Annotated in this window: 21 protein-coding genes, 1 tRNA gene and 1 other RNA gene; 2 read left to right on the top strand and 21 right to left on the bottom strand. The window is 35.4% G+C overall.

Features of this window, described 5'->3' with window-relative positions:
* Positions 1-3: 3 nt before the first annotated feature.
* The 12 genes from rbsD to ccpA form a co-directional block, all read right to left on the bottom strand.
* Positions 4-402, bottom strand: coding sequence for a D-ribose pyranase (gene rbsD, locus HFD15_RS01855; RefSeq protein WP_003129436.1), 399 nt, complete (start codon positions 400-402; stop codon positions 4-6).
* Between the two features lie 21 nt (positions 403-423).
* Positions 424-1,326 (bottom strand): ribokinase, encoded by a 903-nt coding sequence (gene rbsK / locus HFD15_RS01850; RefSeq protein WP_058207888.1) that lies wholly within the window; start codon positions 1,324-1,326, stop codon positions 424-426.
* A 10-nt stretch (positions 1,327-1,336) separates the two neighbouring features.
* Entirely contained in the window at positions 1,337-2,320 is a 984-nt protein-coding gene (locus HFD15_RS01845) for a LacI family DNA-binding transcriptional regulator (protein ID WP_058207889.1), read from the bottom strand.
* A 133-nt stretch (positions 2,321-2,453) separates the two neighbouring features.
* The gene (gene purB, locus HFD15_RS01840; protein WP_167593243.1) at positions 2,454-3,749 is read right to left on the bottom strand and encodes an adenylosuccinate lyase; all 1,296 of its coding nucleotides are present in this window, start codon (positions 3,747-3,749) and stop codon (positions 2,454-2,456) included.
* A 196-nt stretch (positions 3,750-3,945) separates the two neighbouring features.
* Positions 3,946-4,626: a type I 3-dehydroquinate dehydratase gene (aroD, locus tag HFD15_RS01835; protein ID WP_003129440.1), complete on the bottom strand. Its 681-nt coding sequence runs from the start codon at positions 4,624-4,626 to the stop codon at positions 3,946-3,948.
* 96 nt (positions 4,627-4,722) lie between these two features.
* Positions 4,723-4,794: transfer RNA gene (locus tag HFD15_RS01830), tRNA-Gln, on the bottom strand.
* Between the two features lie 94 nt (positions 4,795-4,888).
* Positions 4,889-5,092: a DUF2969 domain-containing protein gene (locus HFD15_RS01825; protein ID WP_010906074.1), complete on the bottom strand. Its 204-nt coding sequence runs from the start codon at positions 5,090-5,092 to the stop codon at positions 4,889-4,891.
* 243 nt (positions 5,093-5,335) lie between these two features.
* Entirely contained in the window at positions 5,336-5,650 is a 315-nt protein-coding gene (gene trxA / locus HFD15_RS01820; protein WP_003129442.1) for a thioredoxin, read from the bottom strand.
* A 96-nt stretch (positions 5,651-5,746) separates the two neighbouring features.
* Positions 5,747-8,077: an endonuclease MutS2 gene (locus HFD15_RS01815; RefSeq protein ID WP_058207890.1), complete on the bottom strand. Its 2,331-nt coding sequence runs from the start codon at positions 8,075-8,077 to the stop codon at positions 5,747-5,749.
* Between the two features lie 44 nt (positions 8,078-8,121).
* Positions 8,122-8,682, bottom strand: coding sequence for a CvpA family protein (locus HFD15_RS01810; RefSeq protein ID WP_003129445.1), 561 nt, complete (start codon positions 8,680-8,682; stop codon positions 8,122-8,124).
* A gap of 159 nt (positions 8,683-8,841) precedes the next feature.
* The gene (locus tag HFD15_RS01805) at positions 8,842-9,807 is read right to left on the bottom strand and encodes an NAD(P)/FAD-dependent oxidoreductase (RefSeq protein ID WP_023189681.1); all 966 of its coding nucleotides are present in this window, start codon (positions 9,805-9,807) and stop codon (positions 8,842-8,844) included.
* 138 nt (positions 9,808-9,945) lie between these two features.
* Positions 9,946-10,944 (bottom strand): catabolite control protein A, encoded by a 999-nt coding sequence (ccpA, locus tag HFD15_RS01800; protein WP_003129447.1) that lies wholly within the window; start codon positions 10,942-10,944, stop codon positions 9,946-9,948.
* 214 nt (positions 10,945-11,158) lie between these two features.
* On the opposite strand from ccpA, the gene HFD15_RS01795 reads away from it, so the two are divergent.
* A complete protein-coding gene (locus HFD15_RS01795; RefSeq protein WP_003129448.1) occupies positions 11,159-12,247 on the top strand; it encodes a Xaa-Pro peptidase family protein in 1,089 nt (362 codons plus the stop codon).
* A 269-nt stretch (positions 12,248-12,516) separates the two neighbouring features.
* Here HFD15_RS01795 and HFD15_RS01790 read toward each other — a convergent pair whose 3' ends face one another.
* From HFD15_RS01790 to HFD15_RS01760, 7 genes are all read right to left on the bottom strand, one after another.
* Positions 12,517-14,517, bottom strand: a complete 2,001-nt coding sequence (locus HFD15_RS01790; protein ID WP_023189683.1) for a cell division site-positioning protein MapZ family protein — start codon at positions 14,515-14,517, stop codon at positions 12,517-12,519.
* 147 nt (positions 14,518-14,664) lie between these two features.
* The gene (locus HFD15_RS01785) at positions 14,665-15,819 is read right to left on the bottom strand and encodes a class I SAM-dependent RNA methyltransferase (RefSeq protein WP_003129451.1); all 1,155 of its coding nucleotides are present in this window, start codon (positions 15,817-15,819) and stop codon (positions 14,665-14,667) included.
* 115 nt (positions 15,820-15,934) lie between these two features.
* Positions 15,935-16,318: RNase P RNA component class B (gene rnpB, locus HFD15_RS01780), an RNA gene on the bottom strand.
* A gap of 134 nt (positions 16,319-16,452) precedes the next feature.
* Positions 16,453-16,839 (bottom strand): cell division regulator GpsB, encoded by a 387-nt coding sequence (gene gpsB, locus HFD15_RS01775; protein WP_003129453.1) that lies wholly within the window; start codon positions 16,837-16,839, stop codon positions 16,453-16,455.
* Between the two features lie 56 nt (positions 16,840-16,895).
* Positions 16,896-17,900, bottom strand: coding sequence for a DNA polymerase III subunit delta (gene holA, locus HFD15_RS01770; protein WP_058208127.1), 1,005 nt, complete (start codon positions 17,898-17,900; stop codon positions 16,896-16,898).
* Between the two features lie 6 nt (positions 17,901-17,906).
* On the bottom strand, positions 17,907-18,482 hold the full coding sequence (locus HFD15_RS01765) for a hypothetical protein (RefSeq protein ID WP_012898252.1): 576 nt from the start codon (positions 18,480-18,482) through the stop codon (positions 17,907-17,909).
* Positions 18,479-20,776, bottom strand: coding sequence for a DNA translocase FtsK (locus tag HFD15_RS01760; RefSeq protein WP_081040698.1), 2,298 nt, complete (start codon positions 20,774-20,776; stop codon positions 18,479-18,481). The genes HFD15_RS01765 and HFD15_RS01760 overlap by 4 nt, the downstream gene beginning before the upstream one ends.
* A 161-nt stretch (positions 20,777-20,937) precedes the next feature.
* Here HFD15_RS01760 and HFD15_RS01755 point away from each other — a divergent pair, with 161 nt between their 5' ends.
* Positions 20,938-21,723 (top strand): Cof-type HAD-IIB family hydrolase, encoded by a 786-nt coding sequence (locus HFD15_RS01755; protein WP_003129459.1) that lies wholly within the window; start codon positions 20,938-20,940, stop codon positions 21,721-21,723.
* A 44-nt stretch (positions 21,724-21,767) separates the two neighbouring features.
* Here the strand turns inward: HFD15_RS01755 and HFD15_RS01750 are convergent, their stop codons facing one another.
* Both HFD15_RS01750 and pta read right to left on the bottom strand, forming a co-directional pair.
* Positions 21,768-22,160, bottom strand: a complete 393-nt coding sequence (locus HFD15_RS01750) for a hypothetical protein (RefSeq protein WP_003130340.1) — start codon at positions 22,158-22,160, stop codon at positions 21,768-21,770.
* A gap of 134 nt (positions 22,161-22,294) precedes the next feature.
* Positions 22,295-23,275 carry a phosphate acetyltransferase gene (gene pta / locus HFD15_RS01745; protein WP_023189688.1) on the bottom strand — a complete coding sequence of 327 codons (981 nt, stop codon included), beginning with the start codon at positions 23,273-23,275 and terminating at the stop codon, positions 22,295-22,297.
* Between the last annotated feature and the right edge of the window lie 116 nt (positions 23,276-23,391).

Raw genomic sequence — 23,391 nt, 5'->3', positions numbered from 1 at the left:
TTTTCACAAAGCGACACCTGATTGTAAAATAATATTTGAATAAGGCGTATTTTCTCCTGTTCTCACCACTGCTTTGACCTCATGATTCATTAATTTTAAGGTTTCATGACTGACAAAAACTATTTCAACATCTGCTGATAATTTTGTCAGTAAAATCGCTAACTGTTCAGGATTATTTTCTTTTATTTCCTCAGCAAGATAGACTTTTTCAACTAAAATATTTTCCAAATAGATGTCCAGCACTTCTTGAAAACTGGGTTTTCCTCTTGTCAGGGCTAAATCAATTTTTTTGACACCTGATGGTACTGGTAAGCCTAAATCTCCAATACAAACTTGGTCAGTATGGCCCAAATCGTCAGCAATTTTTGCTAATTCACTATTAAGTATTCCTTCTTTTTTCATAAATTTAACTCTCTTTCTTTTTTAGTAGAGATTAATTTCAAGTTCTTTTAATTTTGCTTTAACCTCTGATAGCTTTGGCATCCCGCCTTGTGCGCCAAATTTTTGAATAGATAAATGAGAAGCAACGACAGCTAATCTGATAGAATCACTAATTGATAAGTTCTCAGTCAAACCAAAGGCAAAGGCTCCGTTGAATGTATCTCCTGCACCAGTTGTATCTACAACCTTAGCTTTTATGGCAGGAATTTTTTGAAGAGTCTCTCCATCGTGGAAAATGACTCCTTCACTTCCTAAGGTGACAATCAGACGATTTGAATATTTTTTGAGAATTTCTTCAAGTGCTAAATTTGGAAAAAGTTCCTTACATTCGTGTTCATTCGGTGTGATATAATCAACAAAATCAATCATTTCCAAATCTGTTTTTCTTGCTGGAGCTGGATTATAAAGAACTTTTATCGCATTTTCTTTACAGAATTTAGCAATCGCTAGATTTGTTTCATGTGGAATTTCATTTTGTAGAATAACAAGGTGGCTTTCTTTAATTTTCTCCCAAAGGTCTGCTAGATAACTTGGTAGAACTTCATTATTAGCACCTGGAATAATAATAATACGATTATCGTCATCATAGAGAGTAATTTGAGCAATCCCTGTTGTTTGTGGTACCGTTCCCACATTTTCAAAAAGAACTGCATTTTCTTTGAAGTTTTGCAAAATACTCTCACCAAAAGCATCCTTGCCTACTGCTCCAATCATACTTACTTCATTAGGAGAAAGTCTAGCAAAAGCAACGGCTTGGTTCGCTCCTTTTCCACCGGGAACCATAGCGAAATCTTCACCAAATACTGTTTCTCCAGCATTCGGCACTCGGTTAGTCCTTGTGACTAAATCCATTGAAATACTTCCTATAACACTTACTTTTGTCATTAATTTTTCCTCATTCTTTTCTCTTTTGTCGAATTGTTTCACGCGCTACATAATGAACAGGGAGTTCAATTTTAGACTTCTCAATTACTTGGTCAGTCGCGATTTTATAAATAAGTTGAGCAGCTTCAAGCCCCATCTGATAAGCAGATTGATGAATGGTTGAGAGTGCTGGATAAATGAATTGGCTCATTTGAATATCGTCATAACCAATGATTTGAATATCCTCAGGAATTTTCTTATTTAAACGATGAATTTCGTGGATATAAGCCATGGCATGAATATCCGATGGTGCAATGATACTATCAAAGTTTTCTTCATTGGCAAGCACTTCTCTCGCCTCTTTCTGAATTTCTTCAAAATCATAACTTTGACTGTAAAAAGCTTTAAAATCAACTTGTTTTTCTTTTAAATAAGCAATACTTGCTTTAAAACGATTATTGATATTTGTGGCATTCAAAGGACCGCTGACTACAGCGACTTTTTTTGCTCCTGCTGTTACAATCACTTTTGCTGCTAATCGTCCACCTGACTCATTGTCCGAAAAAACACCATAGTTACTTTTATGGCCTACTCGGTCCACGATTACAGTTGGAATATCCAAATCAGGAAAGTCTTCTTTAAAATCATGGGTTGAAATGATGCCAGCAGCATTACTTTGAATCAAAACTTTCAAATAATCTTGCTCAGATTGATTCTTTTCACCAATATTTCCGAGCATCACACGATAACCTTTTTCTTTTAAAAATTCCTCTGCTCCTTTGGCTAGCATTGGGAAAAAAGGATTGGAAATATCTGGCAATAATAGTCCAACAAGCTGGTTCTTTTTAGTTTTTAAAGATTGGGCAGAAAGATTGGGTCTGAAATTTAGTTTTTTTATTGCTCGTTCAATTTTTTCTCTGGCTTCATCACTTACATAGCCATTCTGAGCAATAAAACGAGAAACAGTGGACTTTGAAACTCCTGATTCAAGCGCAACTTGCTTGATTGTTGTCATCACTTCCTCCTTTCACATGTGGGAACGTTCTCATATTTACTTTTATAAGTGTATCCGTTTTCATTAAATTTGTCAATCCTTTTTATATTTCGTTTTAATAACAAAAAAACCTACTTTTTAGTAGGCTTTCTTATTAATCAAAGACACGGTCAAAAATTTCATCGACTCTTGTTAAATGATAATTGTAATCAAAAGCTTTATCAATATCTTCATCATTCAAATACTGACGAATTTGTTCATTTTCTTCAAGCAATGGTCTAAACATCACTTGTTCATCCCAAGATTTTGCAGTCAAAGGCTGAACTAAATCGTAAGCTGCTTCACGCGTCATTCCCTTTTCAATCAACATTAACATGACATGTTGGCTGTAAATCAAGCCAAAAGTCGCATCCATATTTCGTTTCATATTTTTTGGGAAAACAGTCAAATTTTTAACGATATTCCCAAAACGATTCAACATATAATCCAATAATTCTGTTGTATCAGGTGCAATGATACGTTCAGCAGAACTGTGTGAAATGTCACGTTCATGCCAAAGACTAACATCTTCAAGAGCCGTAATTGCATGTCCACGAATGACGCGGGCTAAACCTGTCATATTTTCAGAACCAATTGGGTTACGTTTGTGTGGCATTGCTGACGAGCCTTTTTGACCTTTAGCAAAGAATTCTTCAACTTCACGTTGTTCAGATTTTTGTAATCCACGGATTTCTGTGGCCATGCGTTCAATTGATGTCGCAATGAGCGCCAACGTTTGGAAGTATTCTGCATGTAAATCACGTGGTAAGACTTGTGTTGAAATCTCTTGCGGACGAGTCCCTAATTTTTCACAAACATAGGCTTCTACAAATGGAGGAATATTAGCAAAAGTTCCAACAGCACCAGAAATTTTCCCAGCTTCAACAGCTTTCGCAGCATGTTCAAAACGTTCAATATTTCGTTTCATTTCGCTGTACCAAGTGGCTAATTTCAAGCCGAAAGTTGTTGGTTCAGCGTGAACGCCGTGAGTTCGACCCATCATTACTGTGTATTTATGCTCTAAAGCTTTATTTTTAACAATTTCTGCAAAGTTTTTTAGATCATTGCGCAAAATATCATTAGCTTGTTTATAAAGATAACCATAAGCTGTATCAACGACATCTGTTGATGTCAGACCATAATGAACCCATTTGCGTTCTTCACCCAATGATTCACTGACAGAACGTGTGAAAGCTACCACATCATGACGTGTTTCTTTTTCAATTTCAAGAATACGTTCAACATTAAAAGTTGCATTTTCGCGAATTTTTTTCACATCTGCTGCTGGGATTTCCCCAAGCTCTGCCCATGCTTCATCTGCAAGAATTTCGACTTCAAGCCATGCTTTATACTTGTTTTCTTCTGACCAAATCTCTGCCATTTCTGGACGTGAATAACGGCTAATAACCACTTTTTTCTCCTTTTTTACTGACAGAATAGCTGTCAGTAAATTAATCCTATTTTTAATTTCTAATGAACAAAGCGTCCTTTTTCATTATCTATTATAACATTTTCACTTATAAAGCTTTTGGTCCATTCTACTTGTCCTAATAAAAGTAAAAAAATTATCTGTCATAACCGAACAATATCTCTGATTATATCATTCTCTATTTTTCTAAGATATCCAAAATATACTCTGTTTCTTTGAGAGAAATTTGCCCAGGCGCACTAGAATTTTCTAAACTTGCAAAAGTCCAGCAAGAGCCAGTCAAATAGCCAGAAATTCTTGAAAGTCGTCCTAAGTCACCCATTGCCATGCTGATAAAATGATCACCGTATTCTAAAGTCATATCACGAGTGATTTGTAATAAATCAAGAACATCACATTCACGTTCTGGCATCACAGCAACTTTAACAAAGGCAGTTCCTTCTTCGTGCATTTTAATCAACCGATTGGTCAAATCGGACGGAACTTCATCAAAATTATGATAAGAAAGCACCATTTTATCCCGAAAATCTTTCAAAGCGGCAAATGAAGGGCCATGCGTAAAGAATTCGACATCGATATATGCGGGATTGTAAGTCAAAATTTCTTTTAAAATCTGTAAATATTTTTTTTCAGAAACTTGAATATTTCCGCCTTCTCTGACTGTTCTTAAAGTAAATAAAATCTTACTTTCTTTAAATTTTTCAAAGAATTTAGGAGCCATCTCTAAAATTTCATCTGCTGACAAAAAATCGGCACGCCATTCAACAATATCTGCTGTTCGATAATCACTGACAGAAACTTTCTCAAGCTCTGCTAACTCTGTCAGCATGATTGGAACAACAATTTTTGTTTTTCTCATAAACTTCTCCTTACATTTTCATAAATGCTTTCCCCTATTCTAGCATATTTTCGCAAAAAGAAAAAAGGAAACAGCGTTTCCTTTTACGTTTTTTTACTGGGGTAGCTGGATTCGAACCAACGCATGAGGGAGTCAAAGTCCCTTGCCTTACCGCTTGGCTATACCCCAAGATCGCTTTATGACGACAAGAAATATTTTAACAAATTATCTTATTAATTTCAAGTTATAACTTAGAAATTTCAAATCAATCACAAATAAATCTTTAAATCGAAAGATTATAAGCCATAATTGCTTCCTCAAGAGCTGCTTCAAAAGAAGTCACTGTAGCAATTTCTTTACCTGAAAAAACAATGACAAAATTTCCTGATTTTTCTTTAATTTCGGCGATTGTTTTTTTTCCACTTTTAATGACAGCTCCGTCAGCTGTATCAATAATTTCAAGTTCAGTATCTTTTTTCTTTGACATATTAAACTCCTCAAAATTTGAAAAGTCTTTTTGACCTTCCAAATCCCTATTTTCTTTGAAATTTTTCTTTTTCAATCATATCATTTTAAAAGCCTTTTGTCACGCTCATTTTAATGACAGACTTGTCAGTATGTGCCATGCTTTCACTCTCTTTTACTGACAGAACTTTTCACTAGAATTGAATATAAAAAAATACTGACAGACTTTATTTCAAGAAGAAAAAAGTTCTGTCAGTAATTTTTATTATGATAATTCAGCAATAACGGCTTTAAGTTGTGCTTTTGTTTGAACACCAACAATGCGTTTTACTTCTTCACCATCTTTTTTGAACATCAATGTTGGGATAGACATAATGCCAAATCCTTGGGCTGTTGCTGGGTTTTCATCAACATCCATTTTGCAAATCTTAAGTTCTGATTCGTCAAGTTCTTCTGAAAGTTGTTCCAAAATTGGCGCTTGCATGCGACATGGACCACACCAAGTTGCCCAAAAGTCAATTAAAACAAGCCCTTCTTTTGTTTCTTCATCAAACGTTGCATCAGTAATATTATATTCCATTTTATCTCCTTCATTGAAATAATTTTCTTCAGTAAGACTATTCTAGTGTAATTCACTTAAAATTTCAAGAAAATAGATTTTGAGAAATTTATTATTTTACTTCAAAATAGCAATCGTTGCTCCAGAGCCACCAGCATTAATTGGTGCATATTCATAAGATTTAATATGACGGTGTTTTTGAAGTTTTTTCTGTACCATTTCTCGAATAACACCCGTTCCAATCCCATGAACAATCGTAATTTGAATCAAATTTGCAAGTAGAGCTTGGTCAATATAATTATCCAATTCCAGTTCTGCTTCTTCATAACGCATCCCGCGTAAATCAAGTTGAGCTTTGACTTTAGAAGTCACCTTCTTGCTGACATTTTTAGTTTTGGCTTGAATTTGTTCTGGACTTTCAATCACTTCAAATTCATCTTCATTTAAACGAGTCGTGATTGAACCCATTTGAACCGTCCAACGTCCATCTTTTTCTAAACGAATCAATTTACCACGCTGACCATAAGAAGTGACATTAACTTCAGCCCCTTGCTTAAGTCCTCTTTGTGCTTTCGCTTTTTTCAAAACCTTATTTTTAGAAAAATCAATGGTTGGAGCCAAACCTTCAAGTTCTTTTCTAGCAGCAATAATTTCATGTGGTTTCAACGCTGCTTTATCATTGAGATTCTTCAAAATTTCTTGCGCTTCAAGACTCGCTTTTTTAACTACTTCTTGAGCTTCTTTTTGTGCTTTTTCTAATTCAAACTCGCGCTCACGATTAATTTGATTATAGACTTTCGTCAAATCTTTATGTAAACTTTGATTTTCTCGTTCAATTTTTTTAATATTTCTTGAACTTTCAATCACTTCACGTGTTTTTTCTTCCAACTTTTCAATCATCTGATTGACATCATGCTCACTGTCAGAAATTTGTTGACTGGCTACTGAAATAATAGTTTCTGGCAAACCTAATCTTCTCGAAATTTCCAGGGCATTTGAACGCCCAGGCACTCCCAGTTGCAAATGATAAGTGGGTTGCATTTTATCAATGTTAAATTCCATACTTGCATTGATTACTCGTTGCGTTTCGACCCCATAAGCTTTTAACTCAGGATAATGAGTACTTGCCATGGTTTTCACATTTCGTTCACGTAAATTTTCCAGTATGGCAATAGCAAGAGCCGCTCCTTCTTTTGGATCAGTTCCTGCCCCAAGTTCATCAAACAAGACCAAACTATTTTCATCTGCTTGAGCTAAAATATGAACAATATTAGTCATATGACTTGAGAAAGTTGATAAACTTTGCTCAATGGATTGCTCATCACCGATATCGGCAAAAATATCATCAAAAAGATGAATTCGACTGCCATCAGCGGCTAAAATTGGCAGACCTGATTGAGCCAATATTGTCAACAAACCAACTGTTTTCAAAGTAATGGTCTTCCCACCCGTATTTGGACCGGTAATAACAATCGTATTGAGCCCTGCATCAAATTTAATATCATTTGCCACAACTATTTTTGCTTCAATCAAAGGATGGCGAGCTGCAAAAAGGGTAATATCTTTATCGGTTGTTAATTCTGGAAGTGTCGCTTTATTCGCTGCTAAATAAAGATACTTGGCACGAACAAAATCAATATGACCAATCAGCCAAGCATTTTGTCTTATATCAAAGCTATAAGGTTTTAATTGACTAGCAATCTCACGATAAATTCTTGTGATTTCTTGGCGTTCTTCAATTCTCTTTTGATTAAGTTTATTATTTAATGAAACAACCGCATTTGGTTCAATATAAAGCGTTTGACCTGAAGCAGACATATCATGAACTACACCATCAATTTTATTTTTGTTTTCTGCTTTTACAGGAAGCACTTGTCGGTCATTTCGGATAGTGATGACATTTTCACTCAAAGATGAGAGATTTTTGGTCAGCATTTCCTGCATGATTTTCCGAATTTCTGATTGATGACTCTTGATTGAAGCACGGATATGCATCAATTCGAGACTGGCATTATCATAAAGACTTCCCGCATTATCAAAAATTTCTAATTTTTTGACTAATGCTGATAAATCAACCAATTTTTCCAAAGTAATAGCTAGTGAAGGTGTTTCAACATTTTCAGCTTCATCAAAAAAGCGTTGAATATTAATCCCTAATTGAATCACTTTTTTTATTTCAACGAATTCCTTGCCTGAAAGACTGGCTTCAAGCTCTAGACGTCTGAGTATTTCTGTTAAATCATTTGTTTTTCCTAAATTTAATAGGCCATTTTCTTGGGTCAATAAGCGAAAATCAGCAACTTCATCAAAAAGGAGCTGAATTTTTTCCTTATCTGTCAAAGGTTTTAAATCTTTTAATTCTTGTTGACCCTGCGCTGTCGTCAAAGCATTCATGAACTGTTCTTTGACTTTATCATATTCCAATATTTGGAGAATTTTTTTATTCATTCTATTTAAATTTCAAGTTGTATCTGTAGATTTCTCCCCTAGCACTATCCTAGAGGATTAATGTGGACAATATTTTCAATAAAAAGGTTTTGCAAGATTCCTGATGAAATCGGTGTATGTAAAACCATAAAACGAGCTAGAAAACTAGCATCAAGTTGACTTTGAACCGCTGCAATAGGAACCAAACTCAAGACCATCAAGACCATTTGTAAACCAAAATAAGTCGCCGCAAATCCTAAAATTCCAGCAATGATTTTTCCATTTCTTCCCAGAGGACTAAGTGCAAAATGTAAAAATAAACCGATAAGACGGATAATAGCATAAACGACAATAAAAATTGCTAAAAACGAAATGCTCGCATAAAAAGCATCATCGAGTTGAAAAAGAAGCTTATCACTAAAAAGTAAGAGATGTGAGTTTTCTGTGGCATTTGAAAAAGGAACCCAAATACTCAATTTTTGTGCTAACTCTTTATAATTACTGGCTGCAATGAAGGCCGCAATAATCGTACCAAAACTGTAGATGACTTGTAAAATCAAGCCTCGTGAGTAACCAACCATGAAAGCCCAAACCAAGGCTACTAAAATAATCAAATTTAATATCATCAAACATTCCCAATTTACTTTTATTTTGCTTTTTAAACAAAGCACTCATAAAACTTGGCTCATTTTTATTAATGAAGCTAAGTTCAAGTCATTTTTCTTTCTCTATTATACCGTATTTCATAAAAAAAACGTACCCCTATTTAGAATACGCTTTTTATTTTAAAAAATGGATGAAGAATGTCCCCCTCTAAGTGGGTGGTCAAATTCAAGTTTTTTCGTCATGGCATTAATCGCATGGACTGCTTCACCAAAACCAACGGACATCAAGGGCATTTTTCCCGGATAATCACTTGCGTCTCCTGCGACATAAAGTCCCTCAATATTGGATTGCATCATTGAATCGGCCTTAACGCGACCATTACGACTGACTTCTAAGTTTTCAGCTAAAGTCACTTGATTTGTTAAAAAACCATAATTAACCAAAATTTTATCAATCGAAAAGTTCAAGCTTTCTTCTGATTTTATTTTTTTTAATTCTAATTCATTTTCAATCAAATTTGAAAAAGTATAAGGCGTATGAACTTGAATATTAGAATTCATCACTCGGTCAACTGTAATTTCATGACCACGAAAAGCAGTTCTTCTATGAACCAAATGAACATTTTTAGCTACTTTTTCAAGCATTAATGACCAATCTAAAGCCGAATCTCCTCCACCAAAAACCGCAACATTTTTTCCCTCAAACTCTTTTAGAGAAGTGATAAAGTAAGATATTTTTCCTTCATTGGCTAAAGTTTCTTCGTTATCAATTCCTAACTTTCGAGGTTTCAAAAGGCCGGCACCAGTCGTCAACAAAACGCCTTTGGCTCTTCTGGTTGATTTATCAGTAGTTACAGAAAAAATCCCCTCTTCTTTTTCAATTTTTTGAACGCTCTCCCCAAGAAATAATCGATGAGAGATTTGTGCTAGTTGTTCTAAAAGATTTTTTGTCAAATCTGCCCCTGTCACTGCTGGTAGGCCAGCAATATCGTAGATTAATTTTTCAGGGTAAAGATTTTGGGGTTGACCACCTGGAACTTGCGCTGATTCAATTATTGCAACTGATAAACCGCGCATTCCTGCGTAAAAAGCCGCATATAGACCAACAGGACCTGCTCCAACAATAATTAAATCTAATTCTTGCATATCAAACTCCTTAACAATTTATTCATTTAATCTATTGAATAAATTCTTTTTATCATCTCTCTATTATTGCGACTTTTCTCTCAAATGTCAAATACTTTTTACTTTAAATAAAAAAAGCCCTCAAAAGGGCTTGATTTTTTATTTGGTAGAACGACGAGAAAAGATTTCATGATCCAAAACTAATTGATTTTGTTCAACATCTTCTTTAAGCATTAATTTTGTCAAAAGACGCATTGCTACTGCTCCCAAATCGTAAAGGGGTTGGTTAACAGAAGTTAAAGTTGGATATGTATATTGAGTAATTGGTGAATTTGCACCTGAGATAATTTCGAAATCTTCAGGAACTTTCACTCCTTTATCCATCATTGCAGACAAGAGTCCAACGGCTACTGTATCATGTGATACTACTGCAGAAGTTGCTCCTCGCTCAAGTAAACGTTCAGCAAGTGCTTTTCCTTGTTCATAGCTATAATTACCTTCAAAAACGAGGTTTTCATCAAATTCAATATTTGCTTCAAGCAAAGCTTCTTGATAACCAACCATACGTTCTGTATTTTCAACGTCTTTCAATGAACCCATGATATAAGCGATTTTTTTATTTCCACTATCAATCAATTTTTTAGTTGATTGATAAGCAGCCAAATGGTAATCAATATTAACAGATGGAATTTCTTTATCTCCATCGATTGTTCCAACTAAAACGACAGGTGTTCTTGAATTTTTGAGGGAAGTTCTAATTTTTTCATCTAAAGATGAACCCATATAGACGATTCCGTCAACTTGTTTTGATAAGAAAGTTTCTAAAACTTTTTCTTCTTTTTCAACATCATTATCACTATTAGCTAAAATCATGTTGTATTTATACATGGAAGCGATATCATCAACCCCGCGAGTAATCGCTGCGAAGTAAGTTGAAGTGATGGTTGGCAAGATAACACCAACTGTTGTTGTACGTTTACTTGCGAGTCCGCGCGCAACTGCATTAGGACGATAGTCAAGCTCAGCAATAGCTTCTAAGACCTTCTGGCGCGTCTTTTCCTTTACATTTGCATTTCCATTTACAACACGACTAACGGTTGCCATTGACACTCCGGCGACACGTGCCACATCATAAATTGTTGTTGTTGATTCTACCATAATTGGCTATCCTCTTTCTTTTCTTTTTATTCATAGTATTTATGAAAACCATTTTCATTTACAAATTATATCATTAACTGTAAACCTTTTCAACCTTCAGCTATGTTTTTTTACGTGATTTTTTAATAAAAATAGCGTAGAATAGGGGATATAGTGTTTTTTATTTTCATGAGAATTTAAGAAACTCATTTTCATAAATATTGGAGGAACCATTTTGAGCAAAATTGAACGTATTTCAGCTTTTCTGAATGACAAGGAAGTCGATATGACTTTCATCACTAATCCGACAACTCTAAATTATCTAACAGGGCTAGCAATTGATCCCCATGAACGAATTGCTGGGCTGATGATTTTTAGAGATTCAACTCCGATGTTATTTACTCCTGCTTTGGAAGTGGAAAAAGCTAAAGAACACACAAGTGGTCTGGATATTTTCGGATATGAAGATTCTCAAAACCCTTGGGAAGTTGTTAAAAATCATGTAAAATCAGATGTTAAATCAATTGCTGTTGAATTTTCAGATATTCCTTTAGCTAAAACTGAAGGGTTGAAAGCACAATTTGGTGATATTAATTTTGTAAATTTGACTCCTTTGATTGAACGGATGCGTTTGATTAAGTCAGCAGATGAAATTGAAAAAATGAAAGTTGCTGGTGATTTTGCTGACAAGTGTTTTGAAATTGGTTTTGCCACTGCTGCTGAACGTAATGGTGTGACTGAATCTGATATCGTTGCAAAAATTGAATACGAAATGAAACGTATGGGTGTTCCACAGATGTCATTTGACACGCTTGTTTTATCAGGAGCTCGCGCTGCTAATCCACATGGTGCACCTGAAAATGTTGAAATTCAAGAAAATAAACTTTTGCTCTTTGACTTGGGTGTGATGAGTGGCGGATATGCTTCTGATGCGACACGTACAATCGCTATTGGTCAACCTAATGACTTTGATGCTGAGATACATAAAATCGTTAAGGAAGCTCAACAAGCTGCTATGGACTTCATTAAACCTGGTGTTACTGCACATGAAGTTGATGCTGTTGCTCGTGATTTAATTACTAAAGCAGGATATGGTGAATATTTCAATCACCGCCTTGGACATGGTATTGGAATGGACGTTCACGAGTATCCATCTATTGTTGCCGGTAACGACCTCGTAATTCAAGAAGGAATGTGCTTCTCTAACGAACCTGGAATTTATATTCCTGGTAAAGTAGGTGTGCGTATTGAAGACTGTCTTTACGTAACAGAAAATGGTTGTGAAAGCTTCACTCATACTGACCATGACTTATTAATTTTCTAATCGAATAATTGATAAAAGTAAAAAACTTTCGCTGATTTTGGCGAAAGTTTTTTTGTCAGTAAATTTTTGTCAGTAAATTTTTGTCAGTAAATTTTTGTCAGTAAATTTTTGTCAGTAAATTTTTGTCAGTGAATTTTTTGTCAGTAAGTTTCTGTCAGTAGGTTTCTGTCAGTAGGTTTCTGTCAGTAGGTTTCTGTCAGTAGGTTTCTGTCAGTAGGTTTCTGTCAGTAAAAAAAATAATCATCAAAATGATGATTATTTTTTATTTTCTATGCGTCATAATCTAAGTTATCAGCATGACCAGAACCATTACCAACAAAGAAACCTGTTTTAGCATTGATTGATACTAAATACCGACCATCTGGTGCATAAAGATTGTAATAACCACTAACAATTCCGGCTGGGAAACCTTGGGAACCATTGGTTGTATGAATCGCTGTTGGAACTAAAATATAATTATCTCCTGTAATATAGCCGCGTTCACGGGCTTTATTCAGAACCATTTCTTTAATTCCAGCTCCCCATGTGAAAGCAGGATCATTCGTGTTGACTCCAGCTTGAGGTTGGACACGTGCTGCTGATACTTCTAAATTAACTCCGTTGCTACTCAAACCATTAGCATTACTACTTGTGCTGGCATTTGTACTTGAACCTGCTGAAGCTGCTGACGAAGGAGTCGTCGTAGAATTGCTTTGACTAGCTGTACTTGATGTAGAACTTTGGCTAGTAGCTCCTTGATTCGCTTTCGCTTCTGCTGCACTTGCAGACGCTTTAGCTGAACTTTCCTTAGCAACTTGGCTCTTAGCTAAATCAATGGCTTGTGTCAGTAATTTATTCAGGGTTTCATTGGTTGTTTTAGGAGTTTCTGGAACTTTTACATTTGCCACTATTTTAGCTGATGAATCAAGTTTTCCGTCAGTAATTGCTGCGCTAGTAAAGAGAGCATTCACTTTCTTAATCGCATTAATTTGGTCTTTTAGGCTTTCTGTATCAGAAACTGCATTTGACCATGCCATGGAATTTTTGTGAGCATCAACTAAAGTTTCAAGAGCTGATAACTTGCTAAATTGACTATTTCTCAAAATAGTATGTGATTTGTCAGTGAAAAAAGCATCGTATTGTTTCTGATATTTATCTAAATCACTCTGACTGCTTTGAGAAGTTTGAACCGTTTTCCCTTTTTGATGACTATTATATTGGGCAAATCCAATCGCTCCAGCTGCAATTAAAACAATTGCACATAGACCAATAATGATTGGTTTTTTACGATTTTTTGACTTTTCGTCAGTAATTTTTGCCGCATTTTCTTCTACTTTATCTGCTTTAAAGGATGTTGTTTCAGCTAGTAAGTGAGGTGAAACTGATTCAGCAGTAATAACTTTATCAGGAATATCACTTTTTGTCTCTTTTGGTGAATCTGTCACTTTTTCCTCAGCTCCCGATTCAAGGGCTTGATTATTTTCAGTAGAATCTTCTTTTGAATCAGATTTAATTTCTTCTGCTGGTTCTTCTGTTACTTTTGGTTCAACTTCTGATTTTTCGTCAATTATTGAATCAGTTTTAGTGTCAGTTTCAGAAATTTCTGGTTCACTTGGCTCGTCCATTGGAACTTCGTTTGCTGACATCATAACTGGTGCAGCAACTACCTTCTCATCTTGTGGACTTTCGGCTTCTTCTTCGTCAGTTGGTTCAGTTTTCTTGACTTCTTCAACTTGCGGAGCTTCTTTTTGCTCTGGCAAAGTACTGACAGGAGCGTCGACCATCACAACTGGATCTAAAACTAAATCATTTTTTGATTTTTTAGTTTCTTCGCTTTCCTTGTCAGCAACTTCTAAGTCTTTATTTTCTGCTGACAAATCAGAATCAGAACTGTCAGTAACTTTTTCAGTTTCAATTTTTGAAGCTGCTAATTCATCATTCTCGTCGATTTCCTCTTTGGAAACTTCTTGAAGTTTTTCTGACTTAGCTTCTTTATCTTCTTCAACCGGAACTTCTATATTTGTACGTTCTGCCTGAATGAATTCGTCCAAATTTTTACTTTTAGCTTCTTCAATTTCTCCACGGTGCTGACGAATATATTTATCTAAAACAGACTCATTTTCTTCATTTTCTTTATCAACACGTTTTGATTCTGCAACAATTTGCCCTACGGTAAAATCTTGTAAATCTTGAAGTTTCAAAGTTTTTTCACCAATTTGTTGCTCATTTTTTGGTTTATTATTGTTATTATTTTTGTTTTTGTTTCTATTTTTTTTATTTTTGTTTGACATTTTTCCTCCGAATAAGATTCCCACAATTCCAATAAAATGGTGAATCAGACAACGAGAGTTGCTCAAACTCGTCTGAATTTTTACTGACAGCCGTCATCACTAAAATTTTTTTGTTTTAGTAATAGCTTTTTGTTCTGTCAGTAAAATTTATTTCATACGTTTTCCGAAATACATATACAAATCTGTTCTAAGTGTTCCGTTATATAGTTTGCGTTTTTTAGTTGCTTTTGCCCCATAATGCTTTTCAAAAGCGACATCACTCGTCAAAATGTATTTACTCCAAGTTTCTAGTGGCGCAAAAGTTTTACCCATTTCACCATAAAGAGCTGCAACAGCTTCTTCATCTTCCAAACGCACCCCATAAGGCGGGTTAGAAACTAAGACACCGTCAAGCTTATCAGTTCTAAAATCTTGAAGTCGCATTTGCTTATATTTTATCACATCTGAAAGGCCTGCCGCAAGTGCATTATGTTTTGCAATTTCAATCATTTTTCCATCAATGTCAAAACCTTGAATATCCAATTCTAAATCTGTACGAATTTGTTTTTTGGCCAAAGCTTTTTCTTGTTTCAAAATTTCTTCATCAAACCAAGGCCATGCAGTAAAAGCAAATGGACGATTCATTCCTGGTGCCATATTTAAAGCCAGCATTGCTGCTTCAATTGTAAATGTTCCAGAACCACAAGTAGGATCAACAAAAGCACGACGAGGATTTGCTAACCAATTGGTTAATAAAATAATCGAAGCTGCCATATTTTCTTTCAAAGGAGCTTCTCCTTTTTCTGAACGATAGCCTCGTTTAAATAAAGAATCGCCAGTCGTATCAATCAATACAGTTGCCATATCTTTATGTAAAGCAATCTCAATTGAAAATTTAGCTCCATTTTCAGGAATTGGAACACCTTCAGGACGATGATATGTCGTCTGTAATTTTTTGACAATCGCTTTTTTAGTGATACTTTGAATTGACGGCTCATTATGTAAAGTTGATTTCACCGCTTTAGCTTTGCTGACAGGAAATTGGCTTCCAAAAGGAATGAGCTCTGCCCAGGGAAGCGCATAAACATTTTCAAACAATTCATCAAATGTTCTAGCTTTAAATTCCCCAACTACAATTTTTACACGGTCAGCCGTTCTTAACCAAAGATTCGCCTTAGCAATTGTTGCCAAATTTCCCTCAAAGAAGACACGTGAACGGTCGTCAATCGAAACATTTTCAATTTCCAGATTACGAAGTTCGCGAGCAACTAAACTCTCTAAACCACTTGAAGAAGTTGCTAATAACTTGAATTTCTTTTGCATTTTTTAACTTTCCATTCTCTGCATAAAATGAACAGAGATAATTCTATCTATTTCAATTAAACACTATTTATCAAAAAAAGCCGAGGCTAAAAGCCCCAGCCTGTGTCATACAGTTTTCTATAAGCCATGTTTTGTTCCAGTTCAATTCACATTCGTGAATCTCCCCTTCGATAATCATCTGTCTGCCAAAATTCTTAATTTCAGCCTCGACCACGCCTTCATTTTGGCTAGTCAAGTGCCCCGACCATAAGTTTGGGTTGCTCGCTTGAGGGGTTTACCACGTTCCATTCTTAGAGTTTCCTCTAAGACTCGTCTCTATGGCACTTTTACAGGCTACTCACGCATATCAAAAGACTTAGCGTTTTGGCCAGCCGTTAGGCATGACGCTCCTACCTAGGTTTATTGTTTGACCTAGCACAATCACTGCGTGCATCTCAGCAACGCGCGAGCATGGACTTTCCTCACGATTTACAAAAAAATCGCGCGATTATCCGAAAACTGTTTCTATCAAAAATTAAGCAGAACAATAAAGTTCATTTACCAAAATCTTTGCCTTCACATCTTGTGAAGTTTGCAAAAAGGTTCATTGCTAAACCTAATGCAGAACATAAAACATTTCAATTTTATATTTTCTTAGTTGTTTTCACTAGCAATGCCGTTAGGTCCAAATACAGCTTGTTCTAAACGATTAATTCGTTTGAGTAAATCAAAATTACTTGGATTACGCATTTCCACTTTTGGTTTACTTGAACGTGCTTGAAGAATTTGGTTAGGGTCAAAGCGTTGTGTATCATCAAGATTTGCTTGATTTGGTTTAGAAACTTGCATTTCTAATTCAGCAATCTTTTTCTTCAAAAACTCATTTTCCTCTTGAAGACGCAAGTTTTCAGTCTGATAAGTTTCATAATCAGCAATAACGTCATCAAGGAGTTCATCGACTTCTTCTTTATCGTAACCACGCATCTTTGTAGAGAAGTCTGCTTCATAGATATCTTTAGGCGTAAATTTAAATGTCGGCATTTTTACCTCTTCATCATCATCATTATAAAATGTCCATTATTTATGATAACAGATTTTCATTTTTTTTTCAAGGTCAACCTGATTAAAGTGATATCAAAAAGATAGGATTTATCAGCTGCACTTGTTTTTATATCAAAATCAAGTTTAATTAAATCAGAAAGTCCATTTTTTAAGGATTTAACGTTTAATTTTCTAACCAATTGATTGGCCAATTTTACAGGATAAGGGTGCATTTTTAAAAAGGCAACTTGTTGATTTTCTTGCCAACCCTTGGCTTGGAAAAGTTTGACTTGTAAATACAAACGATAAGAATTTGTCAAAATAGCTAATATTTTAATTAAATCTTCCCCTTGCAAGGTCAAATCATGTACTAAATCACGCGCCTCATCAATTTTTCCTTTAAAAATTAAATCAGTTAAGGCAAAAATATTATCTTGTAGCGATTTTGGGACGACTTTTTCCACATCATCAAGTGTCACTTCTCGCCCTAGTGCATAAGTTTGAACGAGGTCAATATTTTGCTTCATTACTGAAAAATTATCATTTGATTTAGCGGCAATTAAACTCAAAACTGCCTTTGGTAAAGGGCTTATTCGACTAAAATATTGAATTAATTCTTGACTCTTTAATTCTTGTGCTTCAAGCAAAGCTGCTTTAGCTTTTAATTTTTTAACAACTTTAAGACGACTGTCCAATTTTCCATAAAGGATTAAAACAAGTTGCGTAGTTTCCGGCGGATCATCTAAAAAATTTTCAAAGCGCTTCAACTGTTTTTCATCTAAAACACTTTTTTTAGCCGTTGTTAAATTAACCAAGTTTTCCAGGATTACCAACCGAGAATCTGAGAAAAAAGGGAGAGATTCCAAATCTTCAAGGGCTAAATCGCTATTACTAGGAGTTAAGTCATAATAAGCCTGACTCAAATCCGTTGGCTCGAAATTAACCTCTGTTAAGAGTTGATTTTTCAATTCTCCAACTAGTTCCCTTGACTCACCAAAAATTACTAAAATTTGAGGGAGTCCTTTTCTTTTGATTTCATTAAATTCATCAAATACTGTCATTTTTAACTACCTCGTTACCATTTTTAAAGCAAACCCCAAGAGAACAAGGAGCAGGATGAGCAGAGCAAAACCTAAACAACCAACTTGAAAGAGTTTAGCAAAACTTGATTTTGCATTTCTAACAATTTCATTATCAGGTACGGCTATTCTCTCTTCCATTGATTTATATTTTTCATTAGAGTCAAAAGTGACATAGCCCCCACCGATAAAGCCATCATCTTCCGTCATTTTATTTCCATACAAAGCATCATTCCATGTAATCGGTCGATACGCTTCAACTCCTGGAATAAATTTTTGTGAAGAAGTGATATTTTTATCTGCCTTTAATTCTTCATAAAGTGTTCTGACTGGGGCTTTCATGCCGCCTTTTAAAATCTCATCATCAGCAGGCCGATTCCAAAATTCTAAGCGCATATAAAGCTGGCCTAATATTTGTAAAACTGGTTCTTTGCGTTCATTTAAAACCAAAGCATCAGCTAAAACATTTTTTTCCTTGATTGAAAGTTTTTTATTTTGTTCATCTTCTCGTAAGATTTCATAGATTTGTAGAAAATAGTGACGATAATATAGTTCTTCACTCACTCTTCTACTCCTCCAATAAATTCTCCATCTGGACTAACAAGGACTTTACGAGGAGTCGTTCCTTTAGCAGGACCAACAATTCCCTGCGCTTCCAACTCATTCATCAAGTCAGAGGCGCGATTGAATCCAACTTTTAAAGCCCGTTGCAATTGAGCCGTTGAAGCTTTTTGAGCCATAATAACCATATTTCGTGCTTCTTCAAATAAGGGGTCACCAGATCCTGTATTTGAAGCGCCCGTACCAACTTGACTCTCATCTACCTCACCAGGGTCAAAGCTTTCGTCATATTGAGCTTCTGATTGGTCTTTAATAAAGGTCACAACAGATTCGACATCATCGTCAGATAAGAAAGCCCCTTGCAAACGAATCGGATGATTTTCATCAATAGGTTTAAAGAGCATATCCCCACGACCTAGTAATTTTTCAGCCCCATTAGTATCTAAAATTGTTCGTGAATCTGTTCCAGATGAAACAGCAAAGGCAATTCTTGAAGGAACATTTGCTTTAATTAGTCCAGAAATGACATCAACAGATGGACGTTGTGTCGCAAGAATCATATGAATCCCTGCTGCTCGAGCTTTTTGTCCCAAACGAATAATTGCATCTTCCACTTCTTTACTGGCAACCATCATTAAATCGGCTAATTCATCAACAATGACTACAATCAGAGGAAGTTCAAGCATTTTTTCATCTGATTCTGCATTATATCTTTGTACTTTTTCATTATAGCCAGCAATGTTACGGACGCCATAACGACTAAAGAGTTCATAGCGTTCTTCCATTTGGTCAACAACTTTTTGAAGGGCACGTGAAGCTTTACGTGGATTTGTTACGACTGGAATCAATAGATGAGGAATATCATTGTAAACAGAAAGTTCGACCATTTTAGGGTCAACCATCAGAAACTTCACTTGACTAGGCAAAGCTTTCATCAAAATTGAAGTAATAATACCATTTACCGCCACTGATTTACCTGAACCAGTTGAACCTGCAACCAATAAGTGAGGCATTCTTGTTAAATCAAATGTGCGAATTCCACCATCTAATGATTTACCAAGAGGAATTTCTAACAATTTGCTTGGATTAGTTTTGCCAGCCTCCCACATTTCGCGGAAACCAACCATTGCAACTTCGGCATTAGGAATTTCGACGCCGACTAAAGATTTCCCAGGAATTGGTGCTTCAATTCGGATATCTTTAGCAGCTAAGGCTAATGCTAAATCATCTGATAAATTAACAACGCGTGAAACTTTTGTTCCAGTCGCTAATTTGATTTCATATTTTGTAATTGATGGACCAACGACTGCCGATTCAACATTGGCACCAATCCCAAAAGATTTGAAAGTTTCTTCTAAAATACCAATATTTTTACGAACATTCTCACGTTCGCCTGATTGATTTTTGACAGGAACTTCTGCCAGTAAATCAATGGTTGGTAATTTATAGTTACCGTTATAGTTATTAGTATTTGAAAAATTGACAGGTTCATCATCAAGAGGAACTTCTGCTAAAACTGGACTTTCAGTTTCAGTTTCATTTTCTTCAAAAGGCGCTTCTGGTATATTAATTGGAATTTCAGTAGGTGCTGAGGTAAATAATGAATTTTCTGCTGCCTCTGGAAGCTCTTCTCTTTCTGCTACAGCTTGTTTTTTTTCTAGCTCAGCAAGTGCTTTCGCTGCTTTTTTAGCTTCTGCTTTTTCGGCATGCTTTTCTTTCCATTTCGCTAAACGTTGATGTAAATCTTCACGCATTTTAGGGAAAAGTCCTGGAATCATAAGATAAATAGCAACTAACCAAAGTACTGCAGCAATAATATAGACACCAATGACTGAAAACAAGGCTTTAGCAGGCTCGGTGATTAATGCTCCAATAACACCTGAGCCGACAAAATGAATGACACGGCCAGCCATTAAATCAGACCAGATAAGATGAAAAGTTTCATTAAATCCTTGATGAAGTCGAATTTGAAAGACAAACATTAGGCCGATAAAAGTTAAAATAATGGCTGGAGTAATTCTTTTATTTTCTTTTAAAACTTGCTTACGAAAGACGGAAATAATCATTAGTCCAGCAAGCAAGAGAAGAAAAACAATCGCAAGAGAACCAACAAACAAGCGGACAATGTTATAAAGTAAGACTCCGACAATTCCTAGGCGAGCAAGCGCAAATAAGATTAAAAGAAGCCCAACAAAAAAAGCAATCATTTTGCGTGTTGCGGCCTTTTTCTGTTGTTCTTTTTTAGTATTTCTTCTGGTTGTTTTTTTCTTTGCAGGCATTTTTTTACTTTCACTCATTTTTAATAATATTGACAGGTTTGTCAGTAAAATAATATTAATTATATTTATTTATTTTTATAGTTAACACAAACTGACAGTTCTGTCAGTCATTTAAATTCTTTATAAAAGAATGGATAATTCCACTTACAATTATATCATAAATTTGATACAATAAAATTATGGAAAATATCAATGATTATAAGGCTTTAGCCTTCTTCGATTTAGACGGAACGTTGCTTAACAGTCAAAGTAAACTTGACCAAGAAGTTATTGAAGGAATTCATCGGATTCGCGAAAATGGTGTTTTACCTTTCATTGCTACTGGCCGTGGACATTTTGAACTTGATGAAATCATGAGTTTAACTGGGATTAGTGGAGCGGTTGCCATGAACGGACAGTATATTGTTTTAGATGGTGAAACAATATATAAAGAAGAAATTCCGACAAGTAGTGTTGAAAAATTACTTGAGGCAGCAAGTCCTCACTCAGAAGCTCTTTCTTTTTATGACAGTCAAGGTTATTGGGTGAGTGAACTAACTGACTTAGCTAAAACCGCTTATGCTTACACTCATATGCCAATGCCACAGGCAGATGCTAGACGTTACCTCTCTCAGGAAGTCAATATGCTTTTGGTTTTGACCAATCAACTCAGTCAAGTTGATTATTATAAAGAACGCGTTCCTGAACTTAACTTTTTCATGAACTCTCCAAGTTCGATTGATGTTACAAACAGCACAACTAACAAAGGGACAGGAATTAATCATGTCAAAGAGGTGCTAAATTTCACTGGTCAAACTTTTGCCTTTGGTGATGGTCGCAATGACTTAGATTTATTCAAAGCAGCTGACCACAGAACGGCAATGGGAAATGCTGTTCCTGAATTAAAAGAGTTAGCCGATTTTATTTCTACAGAAAATACTAACCACGGAATCATCAATGCTTTTAATCATTGGGGCATCATGTAAAGTCTAATAAAAAATTACTGACAGAAAGTCTGTCAGTATTTTTTTTATTTATTTTCAAGGACTTCTCGTCTTCGATAGACATAAGCAAGAATGAAACAGAGGGCAACTGGTAAGGTCAAAATTAAGCCAACACCGTTAAAAACAGAGGCTACACAATAAAAGATACCAACAACTAAGAAATAAATTCCCCAACCTTTTTCTTTTGTCAATCTTGCAAAAGCCACCCAATTTAAAGCTAGTAAAGCGATTAAAATCAGAGCTGCAATCATTGCTGCGGTAGATAATAATTGCTTATCAAATCCTGAATCTTGAAGTTCTGTCATAATTTCTGAATTCTCTGGCATATAAATAATGGCCCAAAAACTAATTAGCCCAACAAGTGCCAAAATTGAAAAAATAATCGACCCTACTAGAGCAAAAATTTTTGATTTTCTCATTTTTTCTCATTTCCTTTTTGATTCTTTAATTATAACATTTTTAGACCAACAAAAAAATCCGCCTCAAATGGCGGATTAATGACAGACTTGTCAGTAATTATTCATTTACAAATTTACTGACAGAATATCATTATTTATTTTAAAGCTTGGGCAGCTGTGATAATTGCAAGTTTATAGACATCTTCTTCGTTACTTCCACGAGAAAGGTCAGAAACAGGTGCGTTCAAACCTTGCAAAATTGGCCCAATCGCTTCAAAATTACCCAATCGTTGAGCAATTTTATATCCAATATTTCCTGATTGAATATCAGGGAAGATAAAGACATTGGCACGACCAGCAACAGTTGAATCTGGTGCTTTTTGACGAGCCACCGCTGGAACAAAAGCAGCGTCAAATTGAAGTTCACCATCAATTTCAATTTCAGGGTAATCTTCTTTAACAAGTTTTGTCGCTTCTACTACATTATCAACATCTTCTGATTTTCCAGAACCTTTAGTTGAGAATGAAAGCATGGCAACTTTGGGGTCAATATCAAAGAGTGCTGCTGTTTCGGCTGAAGCTACAGCAATATCGGCAAGAGTTGGTGCATCTGGTTTGATGTTAATCGCACAGTCACCAAAAATATATTTTTCATTGTCATCACGACCACGAACCATAATAAAAGCACCAGAAACAGATTTTACTCCTGGTTTCGTTTTAATGATTTGAAGGGCCGGACGAACAGTATCAGCAGTTGAATGAATTGCGCCAGAAACCATTCCGTCAGCAATTTTCATATAAACAAGCATCGTTCCAAAATAATTTGGGTCTTTCAAGAGCTCTTTTGCTTGTTCTTCTGTAACTTTACCTTTACGACGTTCCACAAAAGTTTCCGTCATCGTTTCAAAACGTCCACAATTTTCTGGGTCATAAATCTCAAAGCCTTCAGGATTAATTCCACGTGAAATCAATGTTTCAGTGACTTCTTTTACATTCCCAATAAAGACAGGTGTAATTAGTCCATCAGCGTTAAGACGATTTGCAGCACCTAAAATACGTGCATCAGTTCCTTCAGGAAAGACAATTTTTAAGCCTTTTCCACTAATTTTTTGTTTCAGTGATTCAAAAAGTTCCATTTTGACAAAATCCCTTGGTTACAAATTTCTCATAACCCACCGCTTTAAGTTGCGGATTTCCTTTCTGCAATTGTTACGAATTAAGTATATCATACTTTCACAAAAAAAGTAAGCAT

The organism is Lactococcus sp. EKM203L (assembly GCF_011800585.1).
Lineage (GTDB): Bacteria > Bacillota > Bacilli > Lactobacillales > Streptococcaceae > Lactococcus > Lactococcus lactis.
This window is presented reverse-complemented; position numbering and strand designations above follow the sequence as displayed.